Origin of the sequence: Kitasatospora sp. NPDC093806 (assembly GCF_040683335.1) — a bacterium.
In the GTDB taxonomy this organism is placed as follows: Bacteria; Actinomycetota; Actinomycetes; order Streptomycetales; family Streptomycetaceae; genus Kitasatospora.
The window spans coordinates 1-24,046 of sequence record NZ_JBFBDO010000063.1 but is presented as its reverse complement, the minus strand read 5'-3'; the positions used below and the strand labels follow the sequence as shown (position 1 = coordinate 24,046).

General features: G+C 72.6%; 17 protein-coding genes and 1 pseudogene. 9 read left to right on the top strand and 9 right to left on the bottom strand.

Features of this window, described 5'->3' with window-relative positions; all coding sequences use genetic code 11:
• Positions 1-336 precede the first annotated feature (336 nt).
• Positions 337-675 carry a hypothetical protein gene (locus tag AB0N76_RS25810; protein WP_363560791.1) on the bottom strand — a complete coding sequence of 113 codons (339 nt, stop codon included), beginning with the start codon at positions 673-675 and terminating at the stop codon, positions 337-339.
• Positions 676-835: 160 nt separating this feature from the next.
• Here AB0N76_RS25810 and AB0N76_RS25805 point away from each other — a divergent pair, with 160 nt between their 5' ends.
• Together AB0N76_RS25805 and AB0N76_RS25800 are read left to right on the top strand one after the other, a co-directional pair.
• A complete protein-coding gene (locus AB0N76_RS25805; protein ID WP_363560790.1) occupies positions 836-1,693 on the top strand; it encodes a helix-turn-helix transcriptional regulator in 858 nt (285 codons plus the stop codon).
• Positions 1,671-1,850: a DUF397 domain-containing protein gene (locus AB0N76_RS25800; protein ID WP_363560824.1), complete on the top strand. Its 180-nt coding sequence runs from the start codon at positions 1,671-1,673 to the stop codon at positions 1,848-1,850. The genes AB0N76_RS25805 and AB0N76_RS25800 overlap by 23 nt, the downstream gene beginning before the upstream one ends.
• Before the next feature lie 69 nt (positions 1,851-1,919).
• Here the strand turns inward: AB0N76_RS25800 and AB0N76_RS25795 are convergent.
• From AB0N76_RS25795 to AB0N76_RS25785, 3 genes and pseudogenes are all read right to left on the bottom strand, one after another.
• Positions 1,920-3,014, bottom strand: a pseudogene (locus tag AB0N76_RS25795) (IS30 family transposase).
• 188 nt (positions 3,015-3,202) lie between these two features.
• Positions 3,203-4,084: a siderophore-interacting protein gene (locus tag AB0N76_RS25790; RefSeq protein WP_363560788.1), complete on the bottom strand. Its 882-nt coding sequence runs from the start codon at positions 4,082-4,084 to the stop codon at positions 3,203-3,205.
• Positions 4,081-5,133, bottom strand: a complete 1,053-nt coding sequence (locus tag AB0N76_RS25785; protein ID WP_363560786.1) for an ABC transporter substrate-binding protein — start codon at positions 5,131-5,133, stop codon at positions 4,081-4,083. Before AB0N76_RS25785 ends, AB0N76_RS25790 begins: the two co-directional genes overlap by 4 nt.
• A 198-nt stretch (positions 5,134-5,331) precedes the next feature.
• On the opposite strand from AB0N76_RS25785, the gene AB0N76_RS25780 reads away from it, so the two are divergent.
• From AB0N76_RS25780 to AB0N76_RS25770, 3 genes are read left to right on the top strand one after another with little or no spacing between them, the layout of a single operon-like run.
• The gene (locus tag AB0N76_RS25780) at positions 5,332-6,393 is read left to right on the top strand and encodes an iron chelate uptake ABC transporter family permease subunit (RefSeq protein ID WP_363560784.1); all 1,062 of its coding nucleotides are present in this window, start codon (positions 5,332-5,334) and stop codon (positions 6,391-6,393) included.
• Positions 6,390-7,460, top strand: coding sequence for an iron chelate uptake ABC transporter family permease subunit (locus tag AB0N76_RS25775; protein ID WP_363560782.1), 1,071 nt, complete (start codon positions 6,390-6,392; stop codon positions 7,458-7,460). The genes AB0N76_RS25780 and AB0N76_RS25775 overlap by 4 nt, the downstream gene beginning before the upstream one ends.
• Positions 7,461-7,510: 50 nt before the next feature.
• A complete protein-coding gene (locus AB0N76_RS25770) occupies positions 7,511-8,347 on the top strand; it encodes an ABC transporter ATP-binding protein (protein ID WP_363560780.1) in 837 nt (278 codons plus the stop codon).
• Between the two features lie 55 nt (positions 8,348-8,402).
• Here the strand turns inward: AB0N76_RS25770 and AB0N76_RS25765 are convergent, their stop codons facing one another.
• From AB0N76_RS25765 to AB0N76_RS25745, 5 genes are all read right to left on the bottom strand, one after another.
• On the bottom strand, positions 8,403-10,661 hold the full coding sequence (locus AB0N76_RS25765; RefSeq protein WP_363560778.1) for a transglycosylase domain-containing protein: 2,259 nt from the start codon (positions 10,659-10,661) through the stop codon (positions 8,403-8,405).
• 262 nt (positions 10,662-10,923) lie between these two features.
• Positions 10,924-11,655 (bottom strand): hypothetical protein, encoded by a 732-nt coding sequence (locus tag AB0N76_RS25760; RefSeq protein ID WP_363560776.1) that lies wholly within the window; start codon positions 11,653-11,655, stop codon positions 10,924-10,926.
• Positions 11,652-15,854: an NEW3 domain-containing protein gene (locus AB0N76_RS25755; RefSeq protein WP_363560774.1), complete on the bottom strand. Its 4,203-nt coding sequence runs from the start codon at positions 15,852-15,854 to the stop codon at positions 11,652-11,654. Before AB0N76_RS25755 ends, AB0N76_RS25760 begins: the two co-directional genes overlap by 4 nt.
• A gap of 33 nt (positions 15,855-15,887) precedes the next feature.
• Positions 15,888-18,353, bottom strand: a complete 2,466-nt coding sequence (locus AB0N76_RS25750) for a discoidin domain-containing protein (protein WP_363560772.1) — start codon at positions 18,351-18,353, stop codon at positions 15,888-15,890.
• A 197-nt stretch (positions 18,354-18,550) separates the two neighbouring features.
• Positions 18,551-19,654, bottom strand: coding sequence for a LacI family DNA-binding transcriptional regulator (locus tag AB0N76_RS25745; RefSeq protein WP_363560770.1), 1,104 nt, complete (start codon positions 19,652-19,654; stop codon positions 18,551-18,553).
• Positions 19,655-19,797: 143 nt separating this feature from the next.
• On the opposite strand from AB0N76_RS25745, the gene AB0N76_RS25740 reads away from it, so the two are divergent.
• From AB0N76_RS25740 to AB0N76_RS25725, 4 genes are all read left to right on the top strand, one after another.
• Positions 19,798-21,084 (top strand): sugar ABC transporter substrate-binding protein, encoded by a 1,287-nt coding sequence (locus tag AB0N76_RS25740; protein ID WP_363560768.1) that lies wholly within the window; start codon positions 19,798-19,800, stop codon positions 21,082-21,084.
• Positions 21,085-21,188: 104 nt separating this feature from the next.
• Entirely contained in the window at positions 21,189-22,061 is an 873-nt protein-coding gene (locus AB0N76_RS25735) for a sugar ABC transporter permease (protein ID WP_363560766.1), read from the top strand.
• Between the two features lie 66 nt (positions 22,062-22,127).
• Positions 22,128-22,943, top strand: a complete 816-nt coding sequence (locus tag AB0N76_RS25730; protein ID WP_363560822.1) for a carbohydrate ABC transporter permease — start codon at positions 22,128-22,130, stop codon at positions 22,941-22,943.
• A 61-nt stretch (positions 22,944-23,004) separates the two neighbouring features.
• The coding region (locus tag AB0N76_RS25725; RefSeq protein ID WP_363560764.1) for a glycosyl hydrolase at positions 23,005-24,046 on the top strand (1,042 nt) is incomplete at its 3' end.

Below are 24,046 nucleotides of genomic sequence, written 5' to 3'. Positions count from 1 at the left end.
GCGACCTCGCCCCGGTCGTCCGGGTCCGTCCATTCCCGTCACCGGGCCGGGGTTGTGCATCCGTCCGACCCTTCAAAGTGGTCGGCGGCTGGAGCCCACCTCCGAGCGGCCGATTGAGGGGGACCGTTTGGGGTGGGTGACCTGGGGCCCGCCCCCGCCTGGGAGGTTGGCGGGGGCGGGGCTCACGGGCCCGACGCCCGGAGCTGCCCGGCGCTGCGCACCCTCGATCGCGCGCCGGGTGTTTTGGTGGCCCCGTCCGGTGACGACGGGGGGCGTCCTTCGGACGGGGCCGAGCCCGCACCACTGGAGGCGCCCAGTGGTGCGGGGGCATAGGGGTTATCGACGGCGGGGAGTACCGTGGATGAACCGACGGTCCGTCTCCCACTCGTACCCGCCCCCCTCTTGGCGGAGGAACACGGCGTTGCCCTTGCCCTTGTCCATCAGCACACCCAACCGACCGGTCAGGGTGTCGAGCGTCAACCTGCCGACGTCCGGACGGTGGGGGTCCTTGAGCGGGGCGGCGAGCGACTTCCTCGGCTCGCCGTCGAGGTACGGCTGCGTGATCGTGACATGGGCATCCGGCTTGCAGTCGGTCCCGCACGTGCACGCTCGGAAGGTCCGCTGCTGGTAGTCGATACCCGGGTCGTTCTCGGGCTCGTGCTGAATGAACGTCATAACCACATCTCCGCACCGGCTCTAGCGCTCCGCACTCTCACTGACTGTGCATACAGCGTTGCGCTTCGGCAGGTACCCTGTGAAGGGTGGCCATGTGTCACATCCCAACTGGACACATGGCGCCATGTGTCGCGTCTCAACTGGACACACGGAGGCCTACGTGGTGTTCGCGCCCAACGAGCTGGACCCCGACAAGTCCGCTCGTGATCAGTTCGGCTGGGAGATGCGGGAACATCGCAAGCGGGCGGGCACAATGCCGCTGGAGCGCTTGGCCGAGATCGTGAAGATCTCCAAGGGGCACCTCGGCCGGATCGAACGAGCAGAGTCCATGCCGCCCCCCGACTTGCCCGCCAAGCTCGACGCCGCGTTCAACACAGACGGCCGGTTCGGCAGGATCTACAGCCTGGCCCGGAAGGAGAAGTTCCCCGGCCGATACCGCCGAGCAATCGAGCTGGAGGCCGACTCGTCCATCATCGAGGAGTACGCCTGCGCGAATGTCCCGGGCCTGCTTCAGACGCCGGCCTTCGCGCGGTGCTCCCTGCGGGCCGGGCACCCGCACGCCACGCAGCAAGAGATAGACGAACTCGTCGCGGCACGGCTGGGTCGACAGGCCCGTCTGGGCTCTGCTTCTCCGCCGCGCTGTTGGTACGTCCTTGACGAGGCGGTGCTCCGCAGGCCGGTTGGCACGGATCGGGTGATGCGCTACCAGCTCATGAGCCTCGCGACTGAGCGCCGCTCCTTCATCACCATTCAGGTGCTCCCATTCAGCGCGGGGGCACATCAGGAGATGGGAGGGTCGCTCACCCTCTACACCCTTCCGGACGGCGCCACCACGGCCTGGGCGGAAGGCGCCCGGGACGGTGTGGTCATCGACGAACCGGACCGCGTTGCGACACGCCGTGAGGCCTACGATTATCTCAAGGCTCTTGCCCTGTCGCCCCGGCACTCGCAGGCGATGATCAGAAGCATCTTGAAGGAGTACAGCCGTGCAGGCCATGTGGCGAAAGAGCACCTATAGCAACAACGATGGCGGGACCTGCATCGAGGTTGACGACGCCAACCCGGGCCGTGTGCGGGACTCCAAGGACCCCGACGGCCCGAAGCTGACCTTCACGCCGAACGGCTGGCAAGCCTTCGTCACCGCCGTTCGCGACGGCCAGTTCGGTGACGTCTGATTCGTTGTTTCGACCCCGCCTCCTTCGTAGGCGGTTTCTCGGGGCCGTTGCAACACGTGGTTGGTTTGATCAGGCCGCGATGAGTTTATGCAGGCGCTCGGCTGGGGTTTCCCAGCCGAGCCTTTTGCGTGGGCGGCCGTTGAGTTCGACGGCGACGGCGGTCAGGTGCTCTGGACTGTGGGCCGAGAGGTCGGTGCCCTTGGGAAGTACTGCCGCAGCAGGCCGTTCGTGTTCTCGTTCGAGCCGCGCTGCCAGGGGCCGGCCGGGTCGCAGAAGTAGACCGGGACACCTGTGGCAACGGTGCAGGAGGCGTGGGCGCCATCTCGGCGCCCTGGTCCCAGGTCAGCGACCGCACCACGTGGCCGGGCAGGGTCTGGACGGTCTCCACCAGGGCGTCACGCCCATGCTCGGCGGCACGGCCGTTCGGCAGGTGCAGGAGCATCACGTAGCGGGTGGCCCGCTCCACCAGGGTGCCGATCGCCGAGGCGCCGTCCTTGCCGATGATCAGGTCACCCTCCCAGTGCCCGGGAACCGCCCGGCCCTCGACCTCGGCCGGGCGTTCGCTGATCACGACCATCGGGGCGGCGAACCGCGGCTGCCAGCAGGCGGCCTCGCGGTGCGGCCTGCGGCGCGCGCGTCCGGTGCGCAGGGCCGCCGCGAGCTCGCGGCGCAGTTCACCCCGGCGCTGGATGTAGAGGAGCTGGTAGACGGTCTCGTGGGCCACGTGCATGTCCGGCCACTCGGGAAAGGTGTCCGCAGAGCCTGGCAGATCTGCTCCGGACTCCACCTCCGATCCAGGCGGTCCTGGATGAAGTCCCGCAGCTCCGGGTTCTCGGCGATCTTCCCCGTCTTCGGCCGGGGCCGACGGGCATCGGCCCGGGCCTGGGCGGCGTGGGGCCGGTAACGGCCGCTGGCCGGATGGCGGTTGCGCCGGATCTCCCGGCCGATCATGGACGGGCTGCGGCCCAGCTCGCCGGCGATCGCGCGGACGGTCGCCTTCTCCCGCAGCCGGTCGGCGATGTGGATCCGCTCGTCCTCACGCAGGTACCGGGACTCGCCGGACGCGGCCGAGGGCGCCCGCTCGGGTCGAGCGGGCGCCCTGAACCTTTTCGGGTCCGTGTGGCCGTTGCGCCACTCGCGTCCGGTGCGCGGGTGAACGCCCACGAGCCGGGACGCTTCTTTACCGCTGCAGCCCTATTGCACGAGCCGGAAGCATTCCTCCCGCTCGGCACGGAGCTTCCTGGGCCCCTGTGGCTTCCGATCCTCACGAACCTCGAAGTCCATCGCATCCCCTCAGCTGGGGTGTTGCGACGACCGTTGGAACCCAAGGTCGCACCGACGGGGGCATTCGGCTACTCGCCCGACGCCTCGTGGGCCGCGAGGGCTTCGGCGCGGAGGTCTTCTTCGGAGGCGCCGCGGCGCCAGTAGCCGGAGAATTCGATCCGGCGGCGGTCGATGCCGCGGTCGCCGATCAGGTGGCGGCGCAGCGACCGGACGGTGCCCGCCTCGCCGGCGAGCCAGGCGTAGAGGTGGGCCGGGTCGGGGAGTCGGGCGTCGCGGACTGCGGTGAGGAGGTCGTCGGGGCCGGTCAGCCAGTGGGCCTCGACGGTGGCGCGGCTGGTCAGTTCCTGGACGTCCTCGGGGTGCGGGACCCGGAGGAAGGCGTGCACGGTGACGTCGGCCGGCAGCCACTCCAGGATCGCGGCCGCGGCGGGCAGGGCCGTCTCGTCGGCGGCGAGCAGGACGGTGCGGGTCCCGGCCGGGGGCCGGAAGCCGACGCTGCGGTTGTCGGCGACGGCCGGGCCGAGCAGTACCACCCGGTCGCCCGGTTCGGCCCGGGCCGCCCAGCGGGAGGCCGGGCCGGTGTCGCCGTGCAGGGCGAAGTCGACGTCCAGTTCGGTGCGCCCGTCCGGGAGTTGGCGCTGGGCGCGGACGGTGTAGGAGCGCATGACGGCGCGGACGGACTCGTCGAGGGCGCGCCACTCGGCGAACCAGCCGAGGCCCGCCTCGACCGGGATGACCGGCGCGTCCTGGCCGGGGTGCGGGAGGAAGAGCGAGAAGCTCTGGTCCCGTCCGCCGCTCGCGAAGCCGGTGAGTCCGGCGCCGCCGAGGGTGACCCGGACCAGGGTCGGGCCGAGGCGCCGGCTGCCGACCACCTCGGCGGCGAAGAAGCCGAACTGTTCGGCGACGGCGGCGGCAGCAGCGGTGGCAGCGGCCTCGTCGGCGGTGCTCATCCGAGCTTCTTGGCGTTCTGGACGGTCTTGGCGAGGTTCTCCAGCAGCGGGGCCGCGCCCAGCCAGGAGAACCGGGGCACGGCGTCCCACGGGGTGATCTGGCCGGCCTTGACGGCGGGCAGCGCGGACCAGGCGGGCTTGGCCGCGAGGTCGGCGGGCTGCAGGGCGGTGGTCCGGTTGTCGAGCAGGATCAGGTCGGCCTTGTACTTGCCGGCGTTCTCCCAGCTCAGGCCCTCGTAGTAGCCGGTGGGGTCGAGCGTGTCCGGGACGACGAAGTCGATGCCCAGGTCGCGGAAGTACATCAGGTCGGTGCTGAGCGCCGGGTTGGACACGTAGAACAGGTCGGCGCTGCCCGAGGCGGCCATGACCTTGAGTCCACCGGCCGCCTTCGCCGCCTGACGCAGCGTCTCGGCCGCCGCCTCGAAGCGGGCCTTGGCGTCGGTGACCTGCTTGGCGTTCAGGTCGGCGCCGAGCGAGGCGGCCAGGTCGGCGTAGCGCTTGATGGGCTCGGGCAGCGGCACCCGGGCGGTGGTGACGGCGACGCTGGGGGCGAGCGCGAGGATCTTGTCCTTGCTCTCGTCCGGGACGTACCAGAGGGCGTCCGGGTCGTACATGTGGGTGACCAGCAGGTCGGGGCGCAGGCCCGCGTACTTCTCGATGCCGAACTCGCCCCAGGCGTTGCCGACGATGGTGACCTTGTCGACGTCGAGGTTGCCGGCGGCCGGGTCGGGCTTGCCGTCGGGGAGCTTGGTCTCGCCGAAGACGCCGACGAGCTGCGGGCCGAGGCCGAAGTCGTGGAGGGCGGCGGCGGTGCCGGTGAAGGCGACGATCCGGCGGGGGGTGCTCTTCGCGGTGACGGTCTTCTTGCGGTCGTCGGTGAAGGACCAGGCCTTGCCGTCGGCGGCGGCGCCCTGGCCGTCGGCGCCCTTGGCATCCTTGGCGTCCTTGGACCCGCTGCCGCAGGCGGCGAGGGCGGCGCCGAGGCCGGTGACGCCGGCGGCGGCGAGCAGGGTGCGACGGGTGGGCCGCGGGGAACCGGCGATGGGCATGGCGGTGCCTTTGTTCGGTGGAGACGGTGGTGATGGTGGAGATAGTGGTGATGGTCGAGCGGTGAAAACGGTGGAGCGGTGGTGACGGTGGAGCGGTGGAGACGGTGGCGCAGGGTTCGGCACTGCCGACGACCCGTGATCAACCTTAGGTTAGCCTAACCATAGCCATTCGTCCCCGGTCCCCGGAGCCTCCCCACCATGCACGACGTCCCACCCCGCCCGGGCCCGCCCGCCGGCCCAGCGGGCCCACCCGGGCGGACCGGCAACCGCGCCCGCGCCCTCGGACTCCTCGGCGCGGTCGGCCTGCTGGCCGCCGTCCTGGTGCTCAGCATCGCCGTCGGCGCCAAGGCGCTCTCCCCCGCCGAGGTCTGGCACGGGCTCACCGACCCCGATTCGCCCGCCTACACCGTGGTCAACCGGATGCGGCTGCCACGCACCCTGCTGGGCCTGCTCGCCGGCACCGCCCTCGGGGTGGCCGGCGCCGTCATGCAGGCCGTCACCCGCAACCCGCTCGCCGACCCGGGCCTGCTGGGCATCAACGCGGGCGCCTCCGCCGCCATCGCCACCTCGATCGCCTTCCTCGGCGTCGGCGGGTTCACCGGCTACGTGTGGTTCGGCCTGGCCGGCGCCGCCGTCGTCGCCGTCCTGGTGTACGCGGTCGGCGGCGGCCGGCAGGCCACCCCGGCCCGGCTGGCGCTGGCCGGGGCCGCGCTGAACGCCGCGCTCTACTCCTACGTCAGCGCCGTGATGCTGCTCGACTCGGCCTCGCTGGACCGGATGCGGTTCTGGACGGTCGGCTCGCTGGCCGCCGCCACACCCGGCACCGTCGCCGCCGTGACGCCGTTCGTGCTGGCCGGCACCGCACTCGCGCTCGTCCTCGCCCGCCCGCTCAACGCACTGGCCATGGGCGACGATTCGGCCCTCGCGCTCGGCGCCCGGCCGGCCCGGATCCGGGCCGCCGCGATCGTCACCGTCACCCTGCTGTGCGGGGCCGCCACCGCCGCCTGCGGGCCGATCGTCTTCGTCGGCCTGACGGTGCCGCACCTGGTGCGCGCCCTCACCGGGCCCGACCTGCGGTGGATGCTGCCGTACTGCGCGGTCCTCGCGCCGCTGCTGCTGCTCGGCTCGGACGTGCTCGGCCGGGTGCTCGGCCGGCCCGGCGAACTCCAGGTCGGCATCGTCACCTCGGTGCTCGGCGGCGTCTTCTTCCTCCTCCTCGTCATCCGTCGGGGCACCCACCGGAAGGCGGCCCTGGCATGACCACCCTGACCACCCGGACCACCCATGCGCTGCACGCGTCCCGCACCCTGCGCACCCCCGGCGGCCTCTCCGTCCGCTACCGGCCCCGGGCCGTGCTGGCCGTCACCGCCTGCGTGCTCACCGCCCTCGCCCTCGCCGTGGTCACCCTCGGCAGCGGCGACTACCCGCTCGGTCCGGACGAGGTGATCCGCGCCCTCACCGGCGGCGGCGACCCGGCGGCCGACTTCATCGTCAACGAGCTGCGCCTGCCCCGGGTGGCGACCGCGCTGCTCACCGGCGGCGCGCTCGCCCTGTCCGGCGCCGTCCTCCAAGCCCTGGTCCGCAACCCGCTGGGCAGCCCCGACATCCTCGGCCTCACCCAGGGTGCGGCGACCGGCGCCCTGCTCGCCGTCACGGCCGGCGCGGGCAGCCTGGCGCTGGCGGGCGGCGCGGTCGTCGGCGGGGTCGGCGCCGGGGCGCTGATCTGGGCCCTCGCCCACCGCGGCGGCGTCGCCGGGCCCCGGCTGGTCCTGGTCGGCATCGGCGTCGCCGCCGTGCTCACCGGCGTCAACGGCTACCTGCTCACCCGGGTCAAGCTGATGGAGGCCGCCCGCGCCCTGCTCTGGCTCACCGGCAGCCTCGACGGGCGCGGCTGGGACGACGCCCTGCCGCTGCTCGTCCTGCTCGCCGTGCTGCTGCCCGTCGTCCTGCTCGCCTGCGGGCCCGGGCTGCGGATGCTGGAGATGGGGGACGACACGGCCCTCGGGCTCGGCGTGCCGGTGGCGCGGATCCGGCTGACCCTGCTGGCCGCCGCCGTGCTGCTCGCCTCGGTCGCGGCCGCGGCCGCCGGACCGGTCTCCTTCGTCGCGCTCACCGCGCCGCAGCTCGCCCGCCGGCTCACCCGCTCCCCCGGGCCGAACCTGCTCGCCTCGGTCGCCATGGGCGCCGCCCTGCTGGTCGCCGCCGACCTCGCCGCCCAGCACGCCTTCGGTGAACGCCAGCTGCCCGTCGGCGTGGTGACCGGCGTGCTCGGCGGCGGCTACCTGGTCTGGCTGCTCGCCACCCAGCGCCGGGCCGGCCGGCTGTGAGCCGGCGCCCCGTGCCCACCTCCCCGCGTCCCCACGGAAGAAACGACGACGTGACCTCCACACAGCAGGGCACCCCTGCCACCGCCCGCCTCACCGGCCGCGGCCTGACCCTCGGCTACGACCGGCGGACCATCGCCGAACACCTCGACATCGCCATCCCCGACCACTCGTTCACCGTGGTCATCGGCCCCAACGCCTGCGGCAAGTCCACCCTGCTGCGCGCCCTCGCCCGGGTGCTCAAGCCGGCCGCGGGCGCGGTCCTCCTCGACGGCCAGGACATCGCCGGCCTCCCCGCCCGTCAGGTCGCCCGCACCCTGGGGCTGCTCCCCCAGTCCTCGGTGGCCCCCGAGGGCATCACCGTCGCCGACCTGGTCGCCCGCGGCCGCTACCCGCACCAGGGGCTGCTGCGCCAGTGGTCGCGCGAGGACGAGCGGATCACCGAGGAGTCGATGGCCGCGACCGGTGTCGCCGAACTCGCCGACCGCCCGGTCGACGAGCTCTCCGGCGGCCAGCGCCAGCGCGTCTGGATCGCCATGGCGCTCGCCCAGCAGACCCCGCTGCTGCTCCTCGACGAGCCCACCACCTACCTCGACATCAGCCACCAGATCGAGGTGCTCGACCTCTGCGACCGGCTCCACCGCGAGCAGGGCCGCACCCTGGTGGCCGTCCTGCACGACCTCAACCAGGCCGCCCGCTACGCGACCCACCTCGTCGTCATGCGGGACGGCCGGATCGTGGCGGCCGGCGACCCGTCCGCCATCCTGACCGCCGAGCTGGTCGAGGACGTCTACCGCCTCCCCTGCCGGATCATCCCCGACCCCGAGACCGGCACCCCCCTTGTCATCCCCGCCGCCCCCAACCGCGGAGCCGTCCCGGCCCGGCCGTGACCGTCAGGGTCAGGGCCGGGCCGGGACAAGCCGGCGGGCCGGTGCTGCCGGGGGCTCAGCCCTGCGCGCTCGGCGCGGTGGCGTCCGGCCGGTCGGTGTTCCGCTGGGCGCCGCCCTGCTGGTCGGCGTTCGGCTTGTCGCCGTTGGGCTTGTCCGCGTTGGGCTTGTCGGCGTTGGGCTTGTCAGAGTTCGGCTTGTCGGGGTTCGGCTTGTCGGTGCCGCGCGGGGTGTTGTTCCGCGGGTTGTTGCTCGGCTGGTTGCTCGGCGAGCCCGAGGCGCTGCCCGTGCCGGTGCCGCTGGGGCCCGGGTCGGGCTTGCGGACCGGGTCGGGGATGTCCGCCATCGGCAGGGACTTCTTGGGCGTGCCGCGCAGGGCCTGGTTCATGGCGTCCCGCCAGATCGGGCCGGGGCCGTCGGCGCCGAACACCTCGTCGCGGCGCTTGCCGTTGATGACGATGTTGCGCATCTCGACGCCGCCGGCCGGGCCGCCGAGCCAGACCGAGGTGGCGAGCTGCGGGGTGTAGCCGCTGAACCAGGCCGCCCGCTTCTTGTCGCTGGTGCCGGTCTTGCCGGCGATCTGCCGGTCGCCCTCCAGGCTGAGCGCCGAGCCGGTGCCGCCGCTCTCGGTCACACCGTTCAGGATCGTGTTCAGCGCCCGGGCGGTGTCCTCGGAGAACACCTTCTCGCAGTGCCCGGCCGGCGCGGGGACGTCCTTGCCGTCCAGGGTGGTGATCTTCGCGACGGCGAGCGGGGCGCAGTAGGTGCCCTGGGCGGCGAAGGTCGCGTAGACGTTCGCCATGCTCAGCGGGCTGACCTCCTCGACGCCGAGGCCCATCGCGGGGACCTCCTCCAGCGGCTTGCCGCTCGCCTTGGCGGTGATGCCGAGCTTGTTGGCCATCTGCTTGACCGAGCAGAGGCCGATCTCCTGCTCCATCTGCACGAAGTAGGTGTTGACCGAGAGGGCCATCGCCTCCTTCAGCTGGTACGGGCCCTTCTCGTTCGCCGACTCGTTGGGCACCACCGCCTTCGGCCGGGCGTCGTTCTTCCAGGTGCCTTCGCAGGTCTTCATCGTCGGGTACTCGAGCTTGTTCGGGGACGAGTACTCCTGGGTCGTCGACAGGCCCGCCTCCAGGGCGGCGGCCACGACCACCGGCTTGAAGGTCGAGCCGGGCTGGAAGCCGTTGCCGCCGCCCATCACCGCGTCCACGTTCAGGTTGACGACGGTCTGGTTCTTCGCCGTCTCCAGGCCGTACGGGCGGGTCTGCGCCATCGCGAGGATCTTGCCGGTGCCCGGCTCGATCATGGTGGCGGCCGCCGAGACGCTGTCGGTGACCCGGACGTTGGAGCTCACCGCGTTCTGCGCGGCGGCCTGCTTGTCCGGGTCGAGGGTGGTGTGGATGTTCAGGCCGCCCTGGTCCCAGAACTTCTTCCGGTCGGCGGCGCTCTTCCCGAAGATCGGGTCCTGCTTGACCACGTGCCGCACGTAGTCGCAGAAGAAGCCCATGCCCGCCTCGGCGGTGATGCAGCCGCTGCGCGCGGGGCTGAACTTCAGACCCAGCGGGGCGGCCTTGGCCTCCTTCCCCTGCTCCTCGGTGATGTGCTTGTTCTCGACCATCTTGTCGATCACCACGTCGCGGCGGTTCTGCGCGGCCTGCGGGTGCAGCTTCGGGTCGTACTGCGAGGGGTTCTGCACCAGGCCGGCCAGGGTGGCGGCCTCGGCGACGGTGAGGTCCTTGTTGCTCTTGCTGAAGTAGCGCTGGGAGGCGGCCTCCACGCCGTAGGCGGCGTTGCCGAAGTAGGTGATGTTCAGGTAGTTGGTGAGGATCTGGTCCTTGGTCAGGTCCTCCTCCAGCTTGATCGCGACCTTCAGCTCCTGGATCTTGCGGCCCAGGGTCTTGCGCTGCGCCTCCTGGACGGCCGCCTTGTCGTCGCCGGCCTTCTCCACGTTGACGTTCTTCACGTACTGCTGGGTCAGCGTCGACGCGCCCTGGGAGGTCGTGCCGCTCTCCGCGTTCTTGCTGATCGCGCGGAGCACGCCCTTGAGGTCGACGGCGCCGTGCTCGTAGAACCGGGCGTCCTCGATGTCCACCTGCGCCTGCCGCATGAACGGCGACATCTGGTCGACGGCTATGACGGTGCGGTCGCGCTCGTAGACCTTGGCGATCAGCCCGCCCTTGGCGTCGTAGATCTGGGTGGCCTGGGTGAGCGGCGGCGTCTTGAAGTCGTCCGGAATCTCGTCGAACCCCTCCGCCGTGTCCTTCGCGGTCAGCCCGATCCCCCCGGCGGCGGGCAGCGCGAGACCCGCCAGCAGCACCCCGGACACCACACTGACGCCCAGGAAGGTCGCACCGTGGCCGGCCAGCCGCAGCGCCGACTTCCGAGCAGGGCGAGGCTCATCGCTGTCGGACGCGTTCCAAATCGGAGGGAGGTTCGATTCCATACCCCTTAGATGCCGTCAGCAGCCAAAACGTTGCGCACACGCGCGAATTTCCTCCACCAATCCGCCCCGACCCCCCGTATCCCACCCCGCACCCGCCCGAACGGGCACCCCACCTGCCCTTTCGGGCCCGCCCGGGTCAGTGGCGGTGGTGGTTGTCGGGTTGGGCGGGGTCGCCGGGGTGTTCGAGGCCGGGGACGAGGGTGAGGCGGGTGGCGCGGGCGTGGTCGAGCCAGCGGACGAAGGCGGCGCGGCGGGTGGCCTCGTGGATGGGGGTGGTGGGGTCGGGGTGGGTGGCGGGTGCGGGCGGGGGTGAGGGGAGGCGGGTGGCCGTCCAGAGGCCGGCGGTGACCGGGGTGCCGGGTGGGGCGGTATGGAGGGCGGCGGCGAGGGCGAGCGGGAGGGTGTCGGGGGCGGCGTCGAAGGTGCTGCCGTCGGGGAGGGTGAGGCGCCAGTGCTCCGATGAAGGGGCTCCGGAGGTCATGGCGCGGTGGTGGGCGAGCTCGGCGGAGGGTGCGGTGACGGTGGCCGTGACGTCGGCGTAGACGGCACGGACGGCCGGGCTGCCCTCGTAGGCGGCGGCGGTGATGGAGCCGAGTTCGACGGCGGCTTGTTGGTCCAGGTGGGCAGGGACGGAGGAGACGGCAAGACCGCGTTCGGCGGCGACGGCTTCGCAGAGGGCCTCGGTGAGCAGCACCTGCGCGACCCAGCGGGCGAGCTGGCGGTCCTCGCCGCTGCCGGGGCGCGGGAGGGCGGCGGCGCGGGGGCCGGTGCGGAGGGCGGCGAGGCGGCGGTCGAGGGCGGTGCGTGGGAGCGGGCGGCCGTCGAGGAGGCCGAGGATCGGGGCGTCGGCGGGTGCGGGCGCGGTCACGGCTCGATCACCACCGCGACGGTGGGGGCGTACTGGCAGCGGCCGAACCACATCACCTTGGCGAGGGCCCAGTAGGCGCCGGGGTCCATGGTTTCGGGGGCGGTGAGGGTGAAGTCCTCGATGGAGGTGGCACCGGCGGGGACGGTGAAGCCGCGGACGGGGGCGGGCACCGCCTCCCAGGTGCCCCAGGGGGAGACGAGTTGCAGTTCGCCGCGGATCTCGCCGCGGGTGCGGTTGGTCAGGCGGAGGGACAGGGCATTGCGCGAGCCCGGGGAGAGGCGGACGGTATCGGTGAGCGAGACGACGCTGAGGCCGGTGTCCCGGCCCTCGGCGGACTTGGTGCCCTGGGCGGCCGTCCAGTCCGCGGGGGCCTCGCCGGGGACGGGCAGCAGATCGGGCAGTTCGCCGACGGCGATGGTGACCACGTCCTCGACGGCCTGCCCGTCGTGGGTGAGCCGGACGGCGGCGAAATACAGGCCGGGCGCGGCGTCGGCGGGCGGGGTGAGGGTGACCGGGAAGCGGAGGTGCCCGGCGGCGGGGAGGCGGTAGGGGCGGGCGGTGAGGTCGGCCGTCCAGCCCTCGGGCGGGAGGACGACGGCCGTGCCCTCCACCGCCGCGTCCTGGAGCTGGGAGGAGAGGGCGACGGAGAAGGTGACCGCCTCCCCCGCCGTTCGCAGCAGGCCGGGTGAGGCGCCGACCGAGACGGGCAGGTAGCCGAGCGGCGCCGGGCCCCGGTTGTGCAGCCAGTAGCGGGCGTGGACGGGCTGGGCGGCTTCGGCGGTCGGGCCGAGGGAGGAGTCGCCGGCGGGGGCGGCGGTCAGGCTCGGCCGGGCGAGCAGGGTGGTGATCTGCGATCCGGTGAGGGTGAGTTCGCCGGAGACCGGGCCGGTCGGGCGTTCGAGGAGGTCGGCGTGGTGCAGGTCGGTCAGGCCGAGCGCGCCGCCGAGGGTGGCGGTGGCGCCGAGACCGGTGGACTCGACCAGGCGGACGGTGAGTCGATCAGCCGACGACCCGGCGGCGGAGCCGTGCGCGATCGGGTTCCCGGCCGGCTTGAGCGCGCCGAGCAGGACCCGGCGTTCGGGCGAGACCCGCAGCCAGGAGAGCGTGGCGGGCAGCGGGCCGCCCTGCCCGCCGGGGGTGAGCCGGGCGTACAGCGGGTGGGTGAACTCCTGGCCTTGGGCGGGGAGTTCCTGGGCCCGCCAGTCGCCCGGGCCGCCGACCAGGGCGTAGTGGAACTCGTGGGTCCAGTGCTGGAGTTGGAAGGAGGCGCCGTCGGGCAGGGTGCGCCGGGGCGGGTCGATCCAGACGCCGGACGGCCAGCCGGTGCAGGAGCGCATCAGCGACAGGTGCAGCGCGCCGGTGGCGTCGACGGCGAAGCCGGGGAGGCCGTAGGTCAGCAACGCCACGGTGTGGTCGGCGAGGTGTTCCAAGGAGGGGGTCCCCGGGCAGACGGCGGTGATCCGGGCGTCGGCGAGGTCGGCGGTGAGGGCAGCCGGGTCGGTGACGACGAGGGCCGGCAGCGCGCGCAGGTCGCGCAGGTCCGCGCCGGGCCGCCAGACCTCGGCGAGTGGGGTGCGGGCGGGCACCCAGACGGCGCCGTGCTCCTTGAGCGCGGCCGCGTACTCCTCCCCCGTACTCGACAGCAACTCCCGGGCAGCGGAGTTCACTTCGGGCCCGCCGACGACGATCCGGACGTCCGGGAGGTTGGAGTCGACGTCCAGCCAGCCGTACCGGGCCCAGTCGGCGCCCGAGGTGGTGGCGGTGACCCCGACCCGGGCCAGCGCGACCACCAACTCCCGTGCTTCGGAGGCCGATTCGATGGAGGGCACGACCACCTCGGCGACGCCGATGGCGCGTTCGCCGAGCGGCGCGCCGGTGGCCGGGTCGGTGAGGGCGACGCGGGCGGTGGAGCCGAGGCCGAACCAGGTGTTGGCGGGGTTGTCGAGGGTCCACGGGGCCTCGGCGGAGTCGACGTCGGGCATCGCGAAGCCGCGGCCGACGACCGCGCCCGCGACCTCGCTGACCGGCAGCGCGCCGGGCAGGTCGACGGGGAAGCGCAGTCGCAGCAGCCGGTCGGCGCCCGCGTAGTCGACCACCCTGGTCCGGCAGTCGACCCGGTCGAGGCCGCGCCACAGGGTGACGGTCTGCTCGTAGCGCAGGCCGTCGACCGTGCCCGTGACGACCAGCCGTTCGCCGAGCGGGCCGGTCTCCCGGCGGACCTCGGCCGGGTGCTCGCCGGAGCCGGTGACCGGGCCCTTGGGGACGAGGTGCCAGGGGCCCTCGCCGAAGTCGGGGTGCTGCGGGTACTCCTCGTAGACCCGCAGTTCGTTGCCGAGCCGGCCGTCGGCGATCAACTCCCGGTCGTGCCGCAGGTCGTGGACGGAGGAGAGGGCGCCGCCGTGCGCCGGGTCGGCGGTGACCCGGTACCGGGCGTTGGCGATGGTGTGCCCCTCGGCAAGGGACCACCCCTCCGACGAGGCGCCCGGCAGCAGCCGCCAGGTCCGCCAGCCGAGCGCGGGGACGTCGGAGGCCAGGAACCGCAGCGTGCCCCGGCCGACGGCGCTCGGCACCTCCGCGCCGGTGTCGTCGAGCACCCGCGCGCCGTCCCGCCACCGCTCCGGCAGTGGGACGGTGACCAGGTCGGTGCGGTCGAAGGAGAGGGTGTTGGTGACGACGAGGGCGGTGTCCGAGGCGGCCGTGGCGATCCGGCCCGCCAGCGCGTCGAGCGACCGGTCGCGGACCTCGGCCGCCAGGTCGTGCGCCTCCCGCCAGCCGCCGAGCAGGTCGAGGTAGACCTGGTCGGACTCGGAGCCGGTGATGGCGTCGTGGTGGGCCCCGTAGGCGAGTTGGCGCCAGACCTTGTCGAGCGCCGCCGCCGGGTAGCGGCCCAGGCCCTGCGCGGTGGCGAGCGCGGCGAGCTTCTCCGCGTCCACCGCCGCGACCTCGGCGGCGCGTTGGGCCTGCTTGGTGTCGATGTAGGAGACGTCCTTGCCGGTGTAGACCGGGTTCATGTCGCGGCTCTGCGGGCTGGGCCGGCGGCCGGTCGCCGCCAGTTCGGCGCGGACGGCGTCCAGGAAGTCGCGCGGGGTGGCGCAGACGAACCTCGGCCACACGTAGCGGGACGCCCAGGAGCGGTGGATCTCGGTGACCCACTTGTTGGGCGGGGTGTAGTCGGTGCCGACCGGCAGCAGCAGGTTCTTCGTCGCGCCGACCGGCTTGAGCTTCGCGTACAGGTCATAGACGGCCCGTTCGGCGGTGGCGAGGTCGGCGGAGGAGTCCATCCACCAGCCGGCCGAGTAGTGGTGCGGCATGTAGTGGGTGAGCACGCCGTCGCCGCTCGGCGCGATCCACTCGAACTCGCTCGGGAACTGCATGACCCGGGCGTCGTCCTTGGCCTCCCGGAAGTTCTTCTGGATCGGCCCCCACTGGTGGAACGGGCCGCGCGCCCAGGCGCTGCCGGTGAGCCCGGCGGCGGCGAGGTGGCCGGGGAACTGCGGGTCGTGCCCGAACACGTCCAGTTGCCAAGCGGTTTGCGGGTCGCCGCCGAGGATGTCGCGCTGGTAGCCGATGCCGTAGACGAGGTTGCGGATGGTCGTCTCGGCGCCGGTGAGGTTGGTGTTGGGCTCGTTGTAGGTGCCGCCGACGAGCTCCACCTGCCCGCGCTCCAGCAGCCGCCGCAGCGCCTCGCGGCGTTCCGGGTGCTGGTCGAAGTAGGGCTTCAGGTAGTCGACTTCGGCGAGCACGAACTTGTAGACCGGGTCGCGCAGGGCGAGGTCGAGGTGCGCGTCGACGAGGGCGAAGCCGTTGCGCTCCCAGAGCGGCCGGGTGGTGGCGTCGGCGGAGAGCAGCTCCCACGGGGAGGTGTAGGCGGCCTGGGTGTTCCACCAGACCGGGTCGTAGTGGAAGTGCGAGACCAGGAACATCGTCCAGCCGGGTTCGGCGACTTCGACGACGCCCTCGGCGGTCGCGCCGCCGGCCTCGACCCGGACGGGCAGCCGGGTGCCGGGCGGCGCGTCGCCGGTGAGCTCCAGCGGGACTTCGACCGGCCCCGTGCCGGTCGCCTCGCCGCGCACGCCGGGGCCGGTGACGGCGATCCGGGTGGCCGGGCCGTGGACCGTCACCCGCAGCAGCTGGCGCGGGGCGTCCTCGGGGCCGGTGAAGAGGTCTGTGCTCTCGACGGCGGTGATGGTGACCGACACGGGGTGCTCCTTTCACTGATGACGTGGCGGGCGCTACGCGCCCCAGGCCTCGAACTCGTAGACGCGGGCGGCGGGGTCGGTGTTCTGGGCGGGCTTGGTGACGACCAGGCGGACGTAGCGGGCGGTGGTGGTCACCGGGTGGGTGGTGGTGCCGGCGGTGTTGCCGGTGACGGTGGTGACGGTGGTCCACGGGTCGGTGTCGGCCGAGCGGACCTGGATCGTGAAGTCGCGGGTGTTGTAGGTGGCGCTCTCGCCGCCCGCCTGGGCGTGCTTGACCACGAACTTCGACAGCGGCTTCGCCGAACCGAGGTCCACCTCAAGCCACTTGGCGCTGGTCAGCGTGCACCACTTGTCGCCGTTGCCGCCGTTGACCGTCCCGTTGACGGCCTTGGCCGGGCCCTCGTTGGTGTTGCACTGGCCGGAGGCGGTGGCGGGGCGGTTGAGCGCGAGGTTGCCGCCGGTGGGCGGGGTGCCGGTCCAGGAGACGGTGGTGGCGGCGGTGGTGGAGCGGCCGTACTCGGTGGAGACGGCCTCGACCTCGACGGTCGTGCTCGCCTCGCCGCCCACCCGGTCCAGCCGGTTGACGTAGTAGGCGTCGGACGGGGTGGCGCCCAGGTAGGTCCGGGTTCCGTCGGCGTTGCGCCGGTACAGCTCGTAGTGGTGCACGCTGCCGCTCGGCGACGGCGTCCAGGAGAGCCGGAGCGACTGGCTGGCGCCCGCGACCACGTCGCTCGCGCCCAGCACGGTCAGTCCGGACGGCGCGGCGGGTGCGTCCACCGCGCCGTCGTAGACCGCGAGTTGGCCGATCCGCAGGTCGTAGGAGGCGCCGCCGCCGGTGGTCTGGAGGCCGAGCTGGGCGATGGTGCGCCCGGCGTAGGCGGACAGGTCGAGGGTCTTGCGTTCCCAGCCGGTGCCGGTGGTGGCGCCCAGGTCGAGGGTGGTGAAGGTGGTCGGCGCGTCGGTGAAGGAGACGGCGGCCTTGAGCCCGGTGGCGCCGGCGGCCGGGGTCTTGAGCACCACGGAGAGCTTGCTTTCGGCGGCGACCGGCAGCTTCGTCTGGTACAGGCGCAGGGTGTTGACGGCGTTCGGGGTGCCGGTGAGCCGCAGCGAGGAGCCGCCCTCGTAGGCGTCGGTGAAGTCGACGGACGGGGTGATCTTGCTGCCCGTGGAGCTCACCAGCCAGTGGTAGGTGGGCGGGACGTCCTGGAGCGAGAGGTTGTTCCAGCCGCCGGTGGCGACCCGGGTGCCGGCCGCGTTGTAGAAGTCGCCCTCGCCGGCCGAGAAGTTGGTGACGAAGGGCTTGGCGGTGACCGGGGTGGACTCGGCGACGTAGCTGGCCAGGCCCTTCCAGCTCGACGAGGTCGAGGTGTTCGACGGGTCGTTGTTGGCGCCGACCCAGTAGCGGGCGTCCTTGGCGAGGTAGTCGGCGCGGTCGGTGGCGGACTTCCAGGTCCACTCGGGGCGGTAGAGGCCGAGCGAGGTGGTGTGCGGCTTGCCGGCCGGGAACAGCGCGTTCCAGTCGACGCCGGTGTTGTAGCCGTTGGCCTCGGTGTCGATGCCGGAGTAGAGCTCGTACTCGCCCCGGCCGAGGCCGCGGGCCAGGGTGCGGGACGAATCCAGGCCGCCGGCCGACCAGTTGAAGTTGAGAAACATCGAGTCCGAGGTGCGCTTGGCGCCCTCCTGGAGGAAGGCGTCGTTGGCGGAGGTCAGCGCGTTCTGCCAACTGACCGGGCCGGACTCGGTCATGGCGTCGTACCACATGAACTCGGTGCCGCTCTGCGCCTTGGTGTACTGCATGAGGTTGCGGACCTCGGTGGCGAGGGCGGTGTCGCCGCCGCCGGTCTCCTGGTTGATGAACCAGCCGTCGAAGCCGTAGTACTGGGCGGCCTGGGCGAGCTTGTCGGCGACGGGGTAGCGGCCGCCGGACTTCTGGACGAAGTCGCGGACCCACTGAAGCTGTCCGCCGTACGCGGCCGGCGGGAAGAAGACGGTGCCGTAGACCTTGACGCCGTTGCGGTGGGCGGCGTCGATCACGGTCGGGTTGGGGGCGAGGATCAGGCCCTCGCCCGCTGAACCGCCCCAGAACACCAGCTTGTCGACGTACTGCCAGTACTGGAAGGCGTAGTAGTTGGGGTCGGCGGAGCCCTGGGAGGGGTTGTTGGAGGTGGGGCCGAAGGAGACCAGCGAGGCGATCTTTCCCTCCCCGGCCCGGGCGTTGGGGTTGGCCTTGAGCGCCGGGTCGCCGGTGCGCGGCTGGAGCGGGACCCGGGAGCGGTTGAACCGGGCGTCGGGGTCGGTGGCCGGGTCCCAGGTCAGGATGGTGTTCGGGTACCAGTAGGAGGCGTAGGGCTGGGTGCCGGTGGCGGCGCTCGTCGCGGCGGGGGCCGCCGGGGACGGGGCGGCGGGGGTCGGCGCGGCCTGGGCGGCCGTCGGGGAGGTGCCCAGGACGGCCGCGCCGAGGACGGCGCTCAGCAGCAGGGGTATCCGTCGTCGTGACATGCGGTGGCTCCGATCGCGCGAGAGTGCGGAGGAGGGTGGGGGCGGACCCGCCCGGGCTAGGTCCTGGGGCGGGTCCGGGGTGCATGCGTGCGGGGTGGTGCCGGTGGGGCGCCGGGGTAGCGCCGGGTGCGGTGCTCGACCGCAGGCCGGGCCCGCGACGGTGGTGCGGCGAGCGGGGGTCGCTCGGCGCAGCGAGGCTAAACCGGTTCAGAGGTGCTGTCAACGGTGCCGGCGAAGGCCACTCCGGACGGTGAACCGGCCGCGGCACCGGGCGCCGGGGCCGCCGCGGACGGCGGCGAGGTGGACTCGCGCACGGTCAGCCGGGGCGTGGGCATCTGCAGGTCCCGCTCGGGCCCGGCCTCGTCGATCACCGCGAGCAGGCTGCGCGCGACCTGCTCGCCGAGCGCGAAGGTGTCCCGGCTGAGCGCGGTCAGCGGCGGGTGGACGATCCGGGCGAGCACCGAGTCGTCGAAGGAGACGATGGACAGCTCGCCGGGCACCGGGACGCCCATCTCCCCGGCCACCCCGAGGCCGGCCACCGCCATCACGTCGCTGTCGTAGACGATCGCGGTGGGCCGCCGGGCCCGGGAGAGCAGGGTGCGGGTGGCGGCCGCGCCCTCGGCGTCGCTGAAGTCGGTCGGCACCGAGACCGCCTCCTCCAGCCCGAGCCGGCGGGAGGCGTCGCGCAGCGCGCGGATCCGCCGCTGGGTGTGCTGGAAGTGCGGGAGTCCGGCCAGGTGGGCGATCCGCCGGTGCCCGATGGCGGCCAGGTAGTCGACGATGGAGAGCATCGCCTCGCGGTCGTCGGCCCAGATCCGCAGCGGTCCGGTGCCCTTGCCGGGGCCGCCCAGGACGACGGCGGGCAGGCCGAGTTCGTCGAGCACGTCGAGCCGCGGGTCGCGCAGCTGGAGGTCGACCACGATGAAGCCGTCGACCCGGTGCTCGGAGGTCCACCGCCGGTAGACCTCGATCTCGGCGGCGGTGTCCTCGACCACCATCAGGTGGAGGGCGACGGAGCGGGCCGAGAGCACGCCCTGGAGGCCGGAGAGCAGCTGGCTGAAGAACGGCTCGACGCCGATGGTGCGGGCCGGCCGGGCGATCACCAGCCCGACGGCGTCGGCCTTGGCGCCGCCGAGGGCGCGGGCGGCGCTGTGCGGCCGCCAGTTCATCTCCTCGGCGACCCGCAGGATCCGGGCCCTGGTCGCCTCGCTCACCCCGGGGCGTCCGTTGAGCGCGAAGGACACCGCGCCCTTGGAGACACCGGCCTGGCGGGCGATGTCGGCGATGGTCGGTCTGCCCACAGGTTCCGACTCCTCTCTTGACAGCCAAGTTTAGGCGGGAGCATAGTCCCTGCCAGAGCTAGACCGGTTTAGTAAGACAGGTTCTGAAAGCCGGCGCAATCCCGAACGATCCCCACCCACCCCTCAGGATCGGGAGAACCCTCATGCGAAGAATCCCGGCGGCAGTGATGACGGCGGCGCTCGCCGCCACCGTGCTCACCGGCTGCGGACTCGGCTCCGACGGCGCGAGCGGCGACGGCGCGGCGAGCGCCGCCGCCACCGGCGAGGTCAAGGGCAAGGTCTCGCTCCAGACCTGGGCGCTGAAGCCGAAGTTCACCGAGTACGTGCAGGGCGTGCTCGACGGCTTCAAGCAGAAGTACCCCGGCGTCGAGGTCGAGTGGCTGGACCAGCCCGGCGACGGCTACTCCGCCAAGGTGCTCAGCCAGGCCGCCGCCGGCACCCTGCCCGACGTGGTCAACCTCCCGCCGGACTTCGCCCTCCCGCTGGCCAAGCAGAACCTCCTGCTCGACATCGCCAAGGCCGACCCGAAGCTCGCCGACGAGTACGTGGCCGGCGGCGTCGACGCCTACCGGTTCGCCGGCCAGGACGGCACCTTCGGCTACCCGTGGTACCTGAACACCGACGTCAACTACTGGAACTCCGAGCTGCTGGGCAAGAACGGCCTGGACCCGAAGAAGCTCCCCACCACCCTGGACGAACTCATCACCCAGGCCCGGGTCTACAAGGAGAAGGCCGGCGGCTCCGGCTACCTGATGAGCCGCAAGCCCGGCCTCGGCGACCTCGCCAACGCCGGGGTCAAGCTGATGAGCGACGACGGCAAGTCGTTCACCTTCAACACCCCCGAGGCCGCCGCGCTGCTCGACAAGTACCGCGCCGCGTTCAAGGACGGACTGCTGCCGAACGACATCCTCACCAACACCTACGCCGGCAACTCCAAGCTGCTCAACGCGGGCACGGCGGCCTGGACCACCGGCGGCGGCAACTTCATCACCAGCCTCGCCACCGACAACCCCACCCTCGCCCCGAAGATCGTCCCCTCCCCCGCGATGGGCACCCCGCCGCTGTACGTGCAGGGCCTGTCCGTCCCGAAGGCGACCAAGAACCCGGCCGCCGCGGTGGCCCTGGCCCGCTGGGTCACCAGCCCGGAGAACCAGGCCAAGCTCTCCCAGCTGACCAGCGTCTTCCCGTCCACCAAGGCCTCGGCGAACGACCCGCAGTTCAGCAAGAGCGACGGCACCAACGCCGGCGACGCCAAGGTGATCGCCTTCGGCTCGCTGGCCAAGGCCAGGATCCTGCAGCCGGTCCAGGTGGACGACGCGATGAGCACCGTCGTCAACCAGCAGATCGCGCTGGCGATCAGCGGCGACGCCACCTCCAAGCAGGCCCTGGACACCGCCGTCGAGCGCTGCAACCAGCTGCTGAAGGGCTGACCGGCCCACCGGCGGAGCGGCGGCCCCGCCCCCCACGGTCCCGCCCCCCACGGAGCCGCCGCCCGCCGGGCACCACCACCGCTCGCCCCCAGGAAAGGCACGGTATGACCCACCGGCGCTGGTTCACCCCCTGGCTGCTCGCCGGGCCCGCGATCCTCTGGCTGGCCGTCTTCAACCTCTGGCCGGCGCTCAACACGGTGATCCTCTCCTTCACCAACGCCAAACCCCTGGGCGGCGGACGCTTCACCGGCCTCGCCAACTACCAAAGGGCCTTCGACGACGAGCAGTTGGCCGATGCCCTACTCAACTCGATCGTCTACCTGCTGATCTGCCTGCCGCTGCTGACCCTGCTGCCGCTGCTGCTCGCCCTGCTCGTCCAGCGCAAGCTGCCCGGCATCACCTTCTTCCGCACCGCCTTCTACACCCCGGTCGTCGCCTCCGCCGTCGTGGTGGCGCTGATCTGGGGCTGGGTGCTGGACGACCGCGGCCTGGTCAACGGGGTGCTCCGGCAGACCGGACTGGCCGACTCGCCGGTCCCCTTCCTCACCGACCGCTGGCTGCTGCTGTTCAGCGCGATCGCCCTGACCACCTGGAAGGGCCTCGGCTACTACATGGTGATCTACCTGTCCGCGCTCGCCAACGTCGGCCCCGAGCTGCACGAGGCCGCCGCCGTCGACGGCGCGGGCCCGGTCCGCCGGTTCTGGCACGTCACCCTGCCCGGGGTGCGGCCCACCATGCTGCTGGTCTCGGTGCTGATCTCGGTCTCCTCGCTGCGGGTCTTCTCCGAGCTGTACGTGCTCTCCAACGGGCAGGGCGGCCCCGGCGGCCGGGACATGTCGGTGGTGATGCTGATCCAGATGTACAGCCGCGGCTTCACCGGCCACCTCGGCTACGCCTCCGCGCTCAGCCTGCTGCTCTTCCTGATCACCCTCGGCCCGATGCTGCTGCTGACGCGCCTCAACCGGAAGGCGGCCTGACCCGTGACCCGCACCGCCGCCACCGCCGGCCGGACCCGTAGCGCCGGCGCCGCCCGGACCCGCGCCATCGGCGCCACCGCCACCCGCTACCTGCTGCTGCTCCTGGTCCTGCTGCTGGTCATCGGCCCCTTCCTCTGGCAGCTGTCCACCTCGCTCAAGGGCCCCGCCGAGGACGTCTACACCGCCGCCCCGCGCTTCCTGCCCGAGGACCTCACCTTCGCCAACTACGCGAAGGTCGCCGACACCATCCCGGTCTGGACGTACGCCGCGAACTCGCTGATCGTCGCCGCCATCGCGATCTTCGGCAACGTGGCCGGCTGCACCCTGGCCGGCTACGCGCTCGCCCGGCTGCGCTTCCGCGGCGCCCGGCTGGTCCTCGGCCTGTTCCTGGCCACCCTGATCCTGCCCGGTGAGGCCACCGTCGTCTCCCAGTACGTCACCGTGCGCGGCCTGGGCCTGGCCGACACCCTGACCGGGGTGGCGCTGCCCGGCGCGATCGCGATGCTGAACGTGCTGCTGATGCGCACCGCCTTCGCCGCCGTGCCGCCCGAGCTGGACCAGGCGGCGCTGGTGGACGGCGCCAACGTCTGGCAGCGGCTGTGGCACGTGGGCCTGCCGAACGTGCGCGGCATGCTCAGCGTGATCGTCATCTTCACCTTCATCGGCGCCTGGGACGACTTCCTGTGGCCGCTGATCGTGCTCAACGACCCGCAGAAGTACACGCTGACCGTCGGTCTGCAGTACCTGAACGGCACCTTCAGCGCCAACCCGCGGCTGATCGCGGCCGGCACCATGATCGCCTTCCTGCCGATCGTGCTGGTGTTCGCGGTCTGCCAGCGGTTCTTCTTCAAGGGCGTCGAGGAGGGCGCCGTCAAGGGTTGACCGTGCCGCCGCGTGCCGCCCCCGTTCCCATCGAGGAAGCCACCGAGGAAGCCCACCGAACATGACCACCGCCCCGCGCTTCGGCGTCAACTACACGCCCACCTCCGGCTGGTTCCACCACTGGCTCGACTTCGACCTCGACGCCGTCCGCGCCGACCTCGACTCGATCGCCGCGCTCGGCCTCGACCACGTCCGGGTCTTCCCGCTCTGGCCGCTGTTCCAGCCCAACCGCACGCTGATCCGCCCACGCGCCGTCGAACAGCTCGTCGCGCTGGTGGACGCGGCCGGCGAGCGCGGGCTGGACGTCGCGGTGGACGGCCTCCAGGGCCACCTGTCCAGCTTCGACTTCGAGCCCGCGTGGCTGAAGACCTGGCACCGCCGGAACATGTTCACCGACCCGGACGTGGTCGACGGCCAGGCCGCCTACCTGCACACCCTCGCCGCCGCGCTGGCCGAGCGGCCCAACTTCCTGGGCATGACGGTCGGCAACGAGGTCAACCAGTTCTCCGGCGAGCCGCACCCCGACCCGGACCGGGCCGCCCCCGAGCAGATCGACGCCTGGCTGCGCCGGATGGTCGACGCCTGCGAGCGCGGCGCGCCCGGCCGGCTGCACCTGCACGCCTCCTACGACGCCGCCTGGTACCTGGACGAGCACCCGTTCACGCCCTGGCACTCGGCCCGGATCGGCGCGGTGACCGCCGTGCACTCCTGGGTGTTCAACGGCACCGCGCAGCGCTACGGCGCCCGCTCCACCGCCGCCGACCAGCACGCCGCCTACCTGGTCGAGCTCTCCAAGGCCTGGGCGGCGGACCCGCACCGCCCGGTCTGGCTCCAGGAGGTCGGCGCACCGGCCCCGCACATCACCGCCGAGGACGCCGCCCGGTTCACCGGCGCCACCGTGGCCGCCGTGCTGGACTGCCCGGACCTGTGGGGCGTCACCTGGTGGTGCTCGCACGACGTGGACCGTTCGCTGGCCGACTTCCCGGAGCTGGAGTACAGCCTCGGCCTGCTCACCACCGACCGCCGGGTCAAGCCCGCCGGGGCCCGGCTGGCCGCCGCCGTGGCCGAGCTGCGCGCCCACCGCCGGGTGCCGCCCGCGCCGC

Coding starts and splice junctions, on each gene's coding strand:
- AB0N76_RS25780 (WP_363560784.1), top strand. CDS start 5,332: ATGCACGACGTCCCACCCCGCCCGGGCCCGCCCGCCGGCCCAGCGGGC.
- AB0N76_RS25790 (WP_363560788.1), bottom strand. CDS start 4,084: ATGAGCACCGCCGACGAGGCCGCTGCCACCGCTGCTGCCGCCGCCGTC.
- AB0N76_RS25810 (WP_363560791.1), bottom strand. CDS start 675: ATGACGTTCATTCAGCACGAGCCCGAGAACGACCCGGGTATCGACTAC.
- AB0N76_RS25800 (WP_363560824.1), top strand. CDS start 1,671: ATGTGGCGAAAGAGCACCTATAGCAACAACGATGGCGGGACCTGCATC.
- AB0N76_RS25740 (WP_363560768.1), top strand. CDS start 19,798: ATGCGAAGAATCCCGGCGGCAGTGATGACGGCGGCGCTCGCCGCCACC.
- AB0N76_RS25785 (WP_363560786.1), bottom strand. CDS start 5,133: ATGCCCATCGCCGGTTCCCCGCGGCCCACCCGTCGCACCCTGCTCGCC.
- AB0N76_RS25775 (WP_363560782.1), top strand. CDS start 6,390: ATGACCACCCTGACCACCCGGACCACCCATGCGCTGCACGCGTCCCGC.
- AB0N76_RS25735 (WP_363560766.1), top strand. CDS start 21,189: ATGACCCACCGGCGCTGGTTCACCCCCTGGCTGCTCGCCGGGCCCGCG.
- AB0N76_RS25750 (WP_363560772.1), bottom strand. CDS start 18,353: ATGTCACGACGACGGATACCCCTGCTGCTGAGCGCCGTCCTCGGCGCG.